The organism is Oerskovia enterophila, from assembly GCF_001692445.1.
Classification (GTDB): Bacteria; Actinomycetota; Actinomycetes; order Actinomycetales; family Cellulomonadaceae; genus Oerskovia; species Oerskovia enterophila.
On the sequence record NZ_MAQA01000084.1, the window covers coordinates 1 to 9,974 of the forward strand.

Annotated in this window: 8 protein-coding genes and 1 riboswitch; of the genes, 2 read left to right on the forward strand and 6 right to left on the reverse strand. The window is 70.8% G+C overall.

Features of this window, described 5'->3' with window-relative positions:
- The 6 genes from OERS_RS19730 to chvE all read right to left on the reverse strand — a co-directional run.
- On the reverse strand, nucleotides 1–559 hold a 559-nt coding region (locus OERS_RS19730; protein ID WP_139107959.1), incomplete at its 3' end, for an MFS transporter.
- Nucleotides 560–670: 111 nt separating this feature from the next.
- Nucleotides 671–1,561, reverse strand: coding sequence for a bifunctional methylenetetrahydrofolate dehydrogenase/methenyltetrahydrofolate cyclohydrolase (locus tag OERS_RS19735; RefSeq protein WP_056647662.1), 891 nt, complete (start codon nucleotides 1,559–1,561; stop codon nucleotides 671–673).
- Nucleotides 1,562–1,670: 109 nt separating this feature from the next.
- On the reverse strand, nucleotides 1,671–2,957 hold the full coding sequence (gene glyA, locus OERS_RS19740; protein ID WP_056647660.1) for a serine hydroxymethyltransferase: 1,287 nt from the start codon (nucleotides 2,955–2,957) through the stop codon (nucleotides 1,671–1,673).
- Nucleotides 2,958–3,036: 79 nt separating this feature from the next.
- Nucleotides 3,037–3,127, reverse strand: a riboswitch (ZMP/ZTP riboswitch).
- Between the two features lie 355 nt (nucleotides 3,128–3,482).
- Nucleotides 3,483–4,655, reverse strand: coding sequence for a multiple monosaccharide ABC transporter permease (gene mmsB / locus OERS_RS19745; RefSeq protein ID WP_056647658.1), 1,173 nt, complete (start codon nucleotides 4,653–4,655; stop codon nucleotides 3,483–3,485).
- Nucleotides 4,652–6,202: a multiple monosaccharide ABC transporter ATP-binding protein gene (gene mmsA / locus OERS_RS19750; protein WP_056647655.1), complete on the reverse strand. Its 1,551-nt coding sequence runs from the start codon at nucleotides 6,200–6,202 to the stop codon at nucleotides 4,652–4,654. The genes mmsB and mmsA overlap by 4 nt, the downstream gene beginning before the upstream one ends.
- Nucleotides 6,203–6,347: 145 nt before the next feature.
- Nucleotides 6,348–7,472 carry a multiple monosaccharide ABC transporter substrate-binding protein gene (chvE, locus tag OERS_RS19755; protein ID WP_082608647.1) on the reverse strand — a complete coding sequence of 375 codons (1,125 nt, stop codon included), beginning with the start codon at nucleotides 7,470–7,472 and terminating at the stop codon, nucleotides 6,348–6,350.
- 272 nt (nucleotides 7,473–7,744) lie between these two features.
- Here chvE and OERS_RS19760 point away from each other — a divergent pair, with 272 nt between their 5' ends.
- Both OERS_RS19760 and OERS_RS19765 read left to right on the forward strand, forming a co-directional pair.
- Nucleotides 7,745–9,001 (forward strand): ROK family transcriptional regulator, encoded by a 1,257-nt coding sequence (locus tag OERS_RS19760; protein ID WP_082608618.1) that lies wholly within the window; start codon nucleotides 7,745–7,747, stop codon nucleotides 8,999–9,001.
- 121 nt (nucleotides 9,002–9,122) lie between these two features.
- Nucleotides 9,123–9,893, forward strand: a complete 771-nt coding sequence (locus OERS_RS19765; RefSeq protein WP_056647650.1) for an ATP-binding cassette domain-containing protein — start codon at nucleotides 9,123–9,125, stop codon at nucleotides 9,891–9,893.
- The last annotated feature ends 81 nt before the right edge of the window (nucleotides 9,894–9,974 follow it).

Here is a 9,974-nt window from a genome sequence, read left to right on the forward strand (position 1 = left end):
CGGGCAGCGCGATCCCCAGCCCCGCCGCCCCCGACACCGAGAGCGACCCGACGACCCCGCCCGCGGCGTTGGCCGCGAAGAACGACGCGATGAGGCTGCGCCCGTAGGCGCGCTGCACGTCGATGCCCTGCATCGACGTCGAGGCGTCGACCGACCCGAGCGCCACGCCGTACACCGCGAACGCGAGGAAGAACGTCGCGAGCAGCCCGGCCCCCGCGCTCAGCCCGACCGCGAGGATCCCGGCGGCTGCCACCAGGAGCCCACCGGTCACGACGCGCGCCGAACCGAACCGGGCGGCGAACCACCCGGACAGCGCGCTGCCCGTCCCCGCGCACACGCAGACCCCGAGGATCACGAGCGTGATGACGTCGGGGCCGATGCCCAGGTAGCGCTCGTACGTGGGGACGTTGGTCAGCATCACGGCGAAGCCGAAGCCCTGCGCCGCGTAGGCGGCCGTGGCGCTCCAGCGCGCGCGGCGCACGGGACGGGGGACGACGAGGGGGGCGGGGACGACGGCAACGGTGCCGTCGTCTCCCCCTGCCCGGGACGCGGGGGTCATGGCGGAACACTAGTCCTGCTCGGGCGCGCAGCACGACAGGGCGTCAGAAAAGTCAGGACGGGCGCGACCCGCAGGTCGCGCCCGTCCTGACGTGCCCGAGGAACCGCAGGCTCAGGCGGTGATCCCCGCAGCGCGCTCGGCCGAGTCGACGACGTTGGCGAGGAGCATCGCGCGCGTCATGGGCCCGACGCCGCCGGGGTTCGGGGAGATCCAGCCCGCGACCTCGGCCACGGCCGGGTCGGCGTCACCGACGACGCGGCTCTTGCCGGTCTCCTCGTCGACCTCGCGCGAGACGCCCACGTCGATCACGACGGCGCCCGGCTTGACCATGTCGCGCGTGATGATGCCCTTGACGCCCGCGGCGGCCACGACGACGTCGGCCCGCCGGACGAGCGAGGCCAGGTCCTGGGTGCCCGTGTGCGTGAGGGTCACGGTCGCGTTGACCGCACGGCGCGTGAGGAGCAGGCCGATCGAGCGGCCCACGGTCACGCCGCGGCCCACGACCACGACCTCCTTGCCCACGAGCGAGATCCCGTGGCGCTCGATGAGCTCGATGATGCCGCGCGGCGTGCAGGGCAGCGGCGAGGTGACCTCCTCGTTGACGCGCAGCACGAGGCGGCCGAGGTTGGTCGGGTGCAGCCCGTCGGCGTCCTTGTCGGGGTCGATGAGCTCGAGCACGCGGTTGGTGTCGATGCCCTTCGGCAGCGGGAGCTGCACGATGTAGCCCGTGCACGCGGGGTCGTCGTTGAGGCGGCGGACCGCGGCCTCGATCTCCTCCTGCGTGGCCTCGGCGGGCAGGTCCTCACGGATCGAGGACAGCCCGATCTCTGCGCAGTCGCGGTGCTTGCCCGCGACGTACCACTGCGAACCGGGGTCGTCGCCGACCAGGAGCGTGCCGAGTCCCGGCACGACGCCCCGCTCGGCGAGGCCGACGAGGCGGGTCTTGAGCTCGGACTTGATGGCGGCGGCCGTGGCCTTGCCGTCCAGGATCTGCGCGGTCATGGGGCTCCTCAGGGTCTGGCGGGGACGAACAGGCCGCTGGGTGCGGAGTGCTCGTCGCGGATCGGGCGGATCAGCGACAAGTGCTCCGCACTCAGCGGCTCACGGGTGACTACTGCGACAGACCCGGGTACAGCGGGAAGTCCGCCGTCAGCTTGCGCACGCGAGCGCTCAGGCCCTCGACGTCGGCGCCCGCACCGGCCTTGAGCGTGGCCGCGATGATCTCGGCGACCTCGGTGAACTCCTCGTCGCCGAAGCCACGCGTCGCGAGCGCGGGCGTACCGATGCGCAGGCCCGACGTGACGCGCGGGGGACGCGGGTCGAACGGCACCGCGTTGCGGTTCACGGTGATGCCCACGGCGTGCAGGAGGTCCTCGGCCTGCTGGCCGTCGAGCTCCGAGTGGCGCAGGTCCACGAGCACCAGGTGGACGTCGGTGCCGCCCGTCAGGACGGACACGCCCTTCTCGGCGACGTCGGGCTGGGCCAGGCGGTCCGCGATGATGCTCGCGCCGCGCAGCGTGCGCTCCTGACGGTCCTTGAACGCGTCGGAGCCGGCGATCTTGAAGGACACGGCCTTCGCGGCGACGACGTGCATGAGCGGGCCGCCCTGCTGGCCCGGGAACACGGCGGAGTCGATCTTCTTGGCGAACTCCTCCTTGGACAGGATGAAGCCCGAGCGGGGGCCGCCGATGGTCTTGTGGACCGTCGAGGACACGACGTCGGCGTAGGGCACCGGGGACGGGTGCAGACCCGCGGCGACGAGCCCGGCGAAGTGCGCCATGTCGACCCAGAGCTTGGCGCCGACCTCGTCCGCGATCTCGCGGAACGCCGCGAAGTCGATGTGGCGCGGGTACGCGGACCAGCCGGCGATGATCACGTCGGGGCGGGTCTCGAGGGCCGTCTTGCGGACCTCGTCCATCTCGATGCGGTACGACTGCGGGTCCACGCCGTACGCGGACACGTCGTACAGCTTGCCCGAGAAGTTGATCTTCATGCCGTGCGTGAGGTGGCCGCCGTGCGCCAGCTCGAGGCCGAGGATCTTGTCGCCCTTGTTGATGAGGGCGTGCAGCACGGCCGCGTTGGCGGTCGCGCCCGAGTGGGGCTGGACGTTGGCGTGCTCGGCGCCGAACAGCGACTTGGCGCGCGCGATCGCGAGGTTCTCGGCGACGTCGACCTGCTCGCAGCCCCCGTAGTAGCGGCGGCCCGGGTAGCCCTCGGCGTACTTGTTCGTCAGGACGGAGCCCTGCGCCTGCAGGACGGCGCGCGGCACGAAGTTCTCCGACGCGATCATCTCGAGGGTGTCGCGCTGGCGTGCGAGCTCCCCGTCGAGGACCGCGGCGATCTCCGGGTCGACCTCGAGCAGGGACTGGTTCAGGACGTTGTCCGGCTGGGCGCTCATGCGTCTCCTTGGGTTCTGTCTGCGGATGACGGTCTCGTGGGGAGGCGTGCTCTATCCGGGCACGTCCCCACAGGGGGCGACCCGGGGCCCAGGCGAACGACCCGTCGTCTACACAGCATGCCGCTCCCCGGTGGTGATCCACCATCCCCGTCCGTCCCGCGGCCTCCCCGGAGGGCGGCGTGCGGGGCGCGGGTGCGCCAGTCGCGACGTGCACGATCCTAGCCCACGTCGGTGGGCGGCGGCAGGTGGTCCGCATCACGCCGGGTCCCGGTCTCGCCGCGGCCTGCTCAGGCCCGACGGCGGAGCGCCCGTCAGGTGGTCGTGTCGCCCTCGGCAGTCGTGGCCTCGCCCCCGGCGGGCAGGTCCGTCGCCCACGCGCCCGTGGCGCGCTCCGCCGTCGGGCGTCCGGGCACGGCACAGCGGGGTGCGCGCGGCTCTCGCCGCACGCACCCCGCTGGTCCGGTCACGTCAGGACGGGTGTGCGCCCGTCCTGACGTCCCCCCACCGCGACTCCCCCACGACGGATCAGGAGAGTGCGGCGCGCCTCTTGCTCAGCAGGTCGAACGCGACCGCGAGGAGCAGGACCAGGCCCTTGATCGCCTGCTGCCAGGCGGCGTCGACCGCCATGATCGACAGCCCCATGTTGAGCACGCCCATGATGAGCGCACCGATCATGGCTCCGGACACGCGTCCCACGCCGCCCGCGACCGCGGTGCCGCCGATGAAGCACGCGGCGATCGCGTCGAGCTCGTAGTTCATGCCCGCAGCGGCCACGCCGGCCCCGGCGCGCGAGGTCGTGATGACGGCCGCGACCGCAGCCAGGACACCCATGTTGACGAAGATGCCGAAGTCGACCCGGCGCGAGTTGACGCCCGACAGGACCGCGGCGTGCCGGTTCCCGCCGATCGCGTAGACGTGCCGACCGAACACGCTGCGGTTGAGCACGAACGAGTACGCGATGATGAGGATGCCCACGATGAGCAGGACGATCGGCGTGCCGCCCGAGCTGAGCGAGAGCCAGTACGTGACGACACCGATGAGCACCGCGGCCAGGACGATCTTGACGACGAACGCGGGCAGCGGCTCGACCGCGAGCTCGTGGCGACGCAGCGAGGTCCGCGAGCGCCACTGGGCGATCGCGAAGGCCACGATCCCGATCGCGCCGATCACGAGGGTCACGACGTCGAGGTTCCCGACGAACCCGAACCAGTTGGGCACCGAGCCGTTGCTGATCGCGATGAACCCGCTCGGCAGGCCGGCGACCGTGGTGCCGACCAGGACGATCGCCAGGCCACGGAAGATGAGCATGCCCGCGAGCGTCACGATGAACGCGGGGATGCCGACGTACGCGACCCAGAAGCCCTGCCACATCCCCACGAGCGCCCCGACCCCGAGGGACAGGACCACGGCGAGGAGCCACGGCAGGTCCCACTGGCTCATCATGATGGCGCACAGGCCGCCCACGAACGCGACGACCGAGCCGACCGACAGGTCGATGTGCCCCGCGACGATCACCATGACCATGCCGATCGCGAGGATCATCACGTAGGCGTTCTGCTGGATGAGGCTCGCGACGTTGTTCGGGTAGAGCAGTCGTCCGTCCGTGAGGACCTGGAACAGCAGGACGATCACGAGCAGTGCCGCGACGATGCCGTACTGGCGGACGTTGCGGCCGAGGTATTCCCTGACGGCGTTCATCGGACGGTGACTCCCTTGTCCATGGTCATGTAGTGCATCAGTGCTTCTTGGGTGGCGTCGGCGCGCGCGACCTCGCCGGTGATCCGGCCCTGGCTCATCGCGTAGACACGGTCGCACAGGCCGATGAGCTCGGGGAGCTCGGAGGAGATGACGACGACGGCCTTGCCGGCGTCGGCGAGCGCGTTGATGATCGCGTAGATCTCGTACTTGGCGCCCACGTCGATGCCGCGGGTCGGCTCGTCGAGGATCAGGACGTCGGGGTCGGAGTAGACCCACTTCGACAGGACGACCTTCTGCTGGTTGCCGCCCGAGAGCTTCCCGACGACGGCCTCGACCGTCGGGGCCTTGATCCGGAAGTCGGTGCGGTAGCGCTCGGCGACCTGGGTCTCGGCCTGCGAGTCGACGACGCCCCAGCGCGAGACCTTGCCCAGCGCCGAGGCCGAGATGTTCTCGCGGATGGTCTGGATGAGGTTGAGCCCGTACCGCTTGCGGTCCTCGGTCGCGTAGGCCAGCCCGTGGGCGATGGCCTCCTTGACGCTGCGCGTGCGGACGAGGGTCCCGTTCTTGTAGACGCTGCCGGAGATCCTGGAGCCGTACGAGTGGCCGAACACGCTCATCGCGAGCTCGGTGCGCCCTGCGCCCATGAGGCCGGCCATGCCGACGATCTCGCCCGCCCGCACGTGCAGGTTCGCGTGGTCGACGACGACCCGGTCGGTGTCGATCGGGTGGTGGACCGTCCAGTCCTCGATGCGCAGGACCTCCTCGCCGATGGTCGGCTCGTGGTCCGGGAAGCGGCTGTCGAGCGAGCGCCCGACCATGCCGCGGATGATGCGGTCCTCGGTCACGGGCTCGGCGCCGTGCAGGTCGAGCGTCTCGATCGTCGCGCCGTCGCGGATGATCGTCACGCGGTCGGCGATCGCGGCGATCTCGTTGAGCTTGTGGGAGATGATGATGCAGGTGATCCCGTGGCTGCGGAACTCGTCGATCAGCTTGAGCAGGTGGGCGCTGTCCTCGTCGTTGAGCGCCGCGGTGGGCTCGTCGAGGATGAGCAGGTCCACGCGCTTGGACAGCGCCTTGGCGATCTCGACGAGCTGCTGCTTGCCGACCCCGATGTCCATGGCCTTGGTCGCGGGGTTCTCCCAAAGCCCCACGCGCTCGAGCAGCGCTGCGGCCTCGCTCGTGGTGCGGTGCCAGTCGACGATCCCCGCGGAGGCCTTCTCGTTGCCGAGGAAGATGTTCTCCGCGATCGACAGGTGCGGCACGAGCGCCAGCTCCTGGTGGATGATCACGATCCCGCGGGCCTCGCTGTCCCGGATGGTCCGGAACTCGCACGTCTCGCCGTCCATGACGATCGTGCCCTCGTAGGTGCCGTGCGGGTAGACGCCCGACAGCACCTTCATCAGGGTCGACTTGCCGGCCCCGTTCTCCCCGCAGATCGCGTGGACCTCGCCCCGACGCACGTCCAGCGTGACGTCCTGCAAGGCCTTGACGCCGGGGAACTCCTTGGTGATCCCCCGCATCTCGAGGATGTTGCTCTCGCTGGCCATGGGTCAGCTCCTCACTCGTCCGTTCCTGTCGACGGTGGCGCGGCCGTCGGCCGACCGCGCCACCTCGTCGCTCGTCCTGCTCACCTCGGGCGCGCCGTGCCCGGCCCCGGACGTGGGTCCCGGGGCCGGGCACGGCGCGGACCGGTCAGAGGCCGAGCTTCTCGGCCGTGTAGAAGCCGGAGTCGACGAGCGACGACTGGACGTTGTCCGGCGTGACGACCTGCGGGTCGAGCAGGTACGACGGCACGACCTTCACGCCGTTGTCGTAGGTCGTGGTGTCGTTGACCTCGACCTCCTCGCCGTCGATGATCTGCTGGACCATGGTGGCGACCTGGTCACCGAGCGTGCGGGTGTCCTTCCAGACCGTCATGGCCTGCTTGCCCGCGAGCATGTTCTTGACGTTGGCCTCGTCGGCGTCCTGACCCGTGACGAGCGGCCAGGCGTCGCCCGGGGTGTAGCCGCCGCCCTCGAGCGCCTGCTCGATGCCGAGCGCGAGCGAGTCGTTGGGCGACAGGACGACGTCGACCTTCTTGTCGGTGTAGAACGAGTTGAGACGGTTCTCCATCTCGGACTGGGCCTTGGCGGACTCCCAGCCCTGGATGCCGATCGTGGTCCAGTCGTCGACCGTGGCGGGCGCCTTGCCCGAGGGGACGACGAGCTGGCCCTTCTCGACGTAGGGGCTCAGGACGTCCCAGGCTCCCTTGAAGAAGAAGCGGGCGTTGTTGTCGTCGGGCGACCCGGCGAAGGGCTCGAGGTTGAACGGGCCGGCGCCGCCGGCCAGACCGAGCTGCTCGGCGATGAACTCGCCCTGGAGCGTACCGACCTTCTCGTTGTCGAACGTCGCGTAGTAGTCGACGTGCTCGGAGTCGTTGATCAGACGGTCGTAGGCGATGACCGGGATCTCCTCCTTGGCCGCGGCGTCGAGGACGGGGCCCAGGGCCGTGCCGTCGATCGAGGCGATGACGAGGACGTCCGCACCCTGGTTGATCATGTTCTGCAGCTGCGTGATCTGCTGGTCGACCTTGTTGTCCGCGTACTGGAGCGTGGTCTCGTAGCCCGCGCCGCCGAGGAGCTCCTCGAGGTGGGCGCCGTCGTTGTTCCACCGCTCGAGGCTGCGGGTGGGCATCGCGATACCGATCAGGGGCGTGTCGGTCCCCGTCTCGCCACCACCGGACTCTTCTCCCGCACGCTCCGAGCTGCAGGCCGTGAGAGCACCGAACAGCAGCGTCATCCCGGCAGCTGCGGCGACCGCCTTGCGCATAGACGTCATCGTCATTCCCTTTCGTCTTCGAACCAGGGGGCGGGCCTCAGCTGTGAGACCCGGGATGCCTCCGAGCCGCGGAGGGAATCCGCGTGGCCTCGGTCGGCACTGCAGTGAAACTAGCCACCCTTGAGTTCGAGCGTCAAGCGCAGTAATCAGTTCGTGACCTAATTGTGTTCGAGACTCGAACTCACGATGGAAGCGGTACCACCCCTGGGCACCCGCAGAATCCCCGTCCTGCCTCACTTCTGCGGCCCTCGGGAGCGTGTACGCTCCTTCCTGTGAACAACGACCGGTCCACGCCCGGCTCGCAGACCTCACTCCGAGAAGCGAACCGAACACGCATCGTGGATGCGGTGAAGCGCTACGGCGGGCTCACCCAGGTCGAGCTCGCCGAAGCGACGGGACTCTCGACGGCGACGGTCTCGACCATCGTCAAGGAGCTGACCCAGGCAGGGGTCGTCGACACCCGACCCACCTCGCGCTCCGGGCGTCGCGCCCTCAAGGTGACGCTCGCGCGCCAGCTCGGTCTCGTGGCCGGCATCCAGTTCGGCCACCGCCACCTCAAGGTCGCGCTCGGCGACTTCGGCCGCACGATCGTGGCCGAGCAGCAGATGCCCCTGCCCGTCGACCACCGGGTCGACACGGGCCTGGACCGCGCCGCGCTCCTCGTCATGGACCTCCTCGAACGCGTCGGCGCCTCGACCGACGAGCTCCTCACGGTCGGCATGGCCCTGCCCGCCCCGGTCGACATCTCGACCGGGATGATCTCGGTGCGCGGCATCATGCGCGGCTGGGACGACCTGCACGTCGGGCAGGTCATGTCCAAGCGGCTCGCCCGCCCCGTCGTGGTGGACAACGACGCGAACCTCGCCGCGCTCGCCGAGGCCGAGCTCGGCGCGGCCCGGGCCGTCCGCGACTCGGTGTTCGTCCGGGTCTCGTACGGGACCGGGGCGGGGGTCGTGATCAACGGGAACGTCCACCGCGGCTACGCGGGCACGGCCGGCGAGATCGGGCACGTCCAGGTCGACCCCGCGGGTCCCATCTGCCGCTGCGGCAACCGCGGGTGCCTCGAGACGATCGTCGGCTCCGACGCGCTCCTCGCCCTGCTGCGCTCGAGCCACGGCGACCTCACGCTGCGCGACGTCATCTCCCGGGCGCTGGCCGGCGACCCGGGCTGCAGCCGCGTCGTGGCCGACGCGGGCGACCGCATCGGCATCGCGGTCGCCACGCTCGCGAGCGCCATGAACCCGCAGGTCATCGTCGTGGGGGGCGAGCTCGCCGAGACCGGCGAGATCCTCGCGGGCCCCCTGCGCGACGCCGTCCGTCGGCACCTCGTGCCCAACACGATCGCGCCCGTCGAGGTCGTGCTGAGCGAGCTCGGCCCTCAGGCCGAGGTCATGGGTGCGCTCGCGCTCGCGCTCCAGTCGACCGACGTCGCGAGCGACGTCCGCCTGGCTCCCGGCGCCCCGGGCCCGGTCGGGCTGTCGACGCCTCCGGACCCCGGTGGCACGAGCCGGTCGGGAGCGACCGGATGAGTCCCACCACCCGACCGACGACGGCCCGCGCGCAGCGCGGGACCGCACGACCGCCGCACCACGACGACGTGGTCGGCCCCCCGACGCCCTCGGGCGCCCGAGCACGAACAGGTGACACGACGTGAGCAGCACCTCCGCCCTCCCCGCACTGTCGTTGCACGGCATCGACAAGTCGTTCGGCGCGGTCCGCGCGCTCGAAGGCATCGACCTCGAGGTGCGACGAGGCGAGGTCGTCGCGCTCGTGGGCGACAACGCCGCGGGCAAGTCGACGCTCGCCAAGGTCATCGCAGGCGTGCTGACCCCGGACGCGGGCATCATCGAGTCCGACGGCGTCCCGGTCACCATCCCGTCCCCGGCCGCGGCGCACGCGCTGGGCATCGCGACCGTCTTCCAGGACCTCGCGCTGTGCGACAACCTCGACGTGGTCTCGAACCTGTACCTCGGGCGAGAGCTCCACAAGGGTCCGCGGCTCGACGAGGCCGCGATGGAGGAGAACGCGCGGCGCATCCTGCGCGACCTCACGTCCCGCATCCCCTCGGTGCGCACGCTCGTCTCCGACCTGTCGGGCGGGCAGCGCCAGAGCGTCGCGATCGCCCGCACGCTCCTCGGGGACCCGCGCATCGTGGTGCTCGACGAGCCCACGGCCTCGCTGTCGGTGTCGCAGACGGCCGAGGTCCTGACCCACATCGAGCGCCTGCGCGACCTGGGCCACGCCGTGATCCTCATCAGCCACAACATGACCGACGTGCGCGCGGTCGCGGACCGGATCGAGGTGCTGCGCCACGGGCGCAACAACGGCAGCTTCTCGGGACCGGGCACGAGCTACGAGGAGATCATCGCCGCGATCACGGGCGCCATGACGACCCCGCGCCGCAGCGCCCGCCTGGCCTGAGAGCACGGCGGCCCGGCGACCAGGGCGCCCGGGCCTCTGAGCGCTGCCCCGCCAGGCCCTTCCTCCCGGTCGGCCCCCTCG

What these genes read in the sequence shown, in the direction of transcription:
- chvE (WP_082608647.1), bottom strand. Translation starts at nt 7,472, where the DNA reads ATGACGTCTATGCGCAAGGCGGTCGCCGCAGCTGCCGGGATGACGCTG.
- mmsB (WP_056647658.1), bottom strand. Translation starts at nt 4,655, where the DNA reads ATGAACGCCGTCAGGGAATACCTCGGCCGCAACGTCCGCCAGTACGGC.
- glyA (WP_056647660.1), bottom strand. Translation starts at nt 2,957, where the DNA reads ATGAGCGCCCAGCCGGACAACGTCCTGAACCAGTCCCTGCTCGAGGTC.
- mmsA (WP_056647655.1), bottom strand. Translation starts at nt 6,202, where the DNA reads ATGGCCAGCGAGAGCAACATCCTCGAGATGCGGGGGATCACCAAGGAG.
- OERS_RS19735 (WP_056647662.1), bottom strand. Translation starts at nt 1,561, where the DNA reads ATGACCGCGCAGATCCTGGACGGCAAGGCCACGGCCGCCGCCATCAAG.